The following is a 715-nucleotide window of genomic DNA, read 5'->3' as shown; positions in this document are numbered from 1 at the left end:
TAATGTTGAATACGGTATGTTAATAAATGGTTTTGTAAGTTAGTTTAAGTCATGTGGTAATATATTTCATATACAAGCACCGAAGAAAGGAATATTGCCATAATGTCACGGTCTCAAGGTGAAACAATACTTCAGAAAATGTATGGTACACAAAATAGAGCTACAACTTTTTATAATAATCAGATATTAAATTATTTGAATCCGATGATGATAGATTTCATATCCGAACAAGAAATGGTCTTTATATCGACTTCGGATAGAAAAGGAAATTGTGACTCGTCTTTTCGGTCAGGTGAAGCTGGTTTTGTTAGAGTAATTGATAATCATACAGTTATGTATCCTGAATATCGGGGAAATGGTGTATATGCTAGTCTAGGAAATATTTATGATAATCCTCATATCGGTCTTCTTTTTATAGATTTTTTTACGTATTGCATTGGCTTACATGTTAATGGTCAAGCAACCATAATTGAAAATAGGGATTTAATTAATCATCCTTTAATCAACGAAAACATCATTGAAGAGATTAATCATACTGAAGGAACTCGTGCGGAAAGATGGGTTGTCATTAAAATAGAAGAGGCATATATCCATTGTTCGAAACATATACCTCTTCTTCGTAAAGTAAACAAAGAGATATATTGGGGAACGGATGATGAGAGACATAAGGGCGGAGATTTTTTTAAAGCTAAAAATAAAAAGTAAGAAATCATTC

At 31.7% G+C, this 715-nt stretch carries 1 protein-coding gene; it reads left to right on the top strand.

The window, feature by feature from the left end; all coding sequences use genetic code 11:
• Window positions 1-102: 102 nt before the first annotated feature.
• Window positions 103-705, top strand: coding sequence for a pyridoxamine 5'-phosphate oxidase family protein (locus tag ABLT31_RS38830; RefSeq protein ID WP_367761064.1), 603 nt, complete (start codon window positions 103-105; stop codon window positions 703-705).
• Window positions 706-715 lie beyond the last annotated feature (10 nt).

Source organism: Ammoniphilus soli, assembly GCF_040813775.1.
The sequence above is the reverse complement of the archived record's forward strand: the minus strand, read 5'-3'. Positions and strand labels throughout refer to the sequence as shown.

What these genes read in the sequence shown, in the direction of transcription:
- ABLT31_RS38830 (WP_367761064.1), top strand. Translation starts at nt 103, where the DNA reads ATGTCACGGTCTCAAGGTGAAACAATACTTCAGAAAATGTATGGTACA.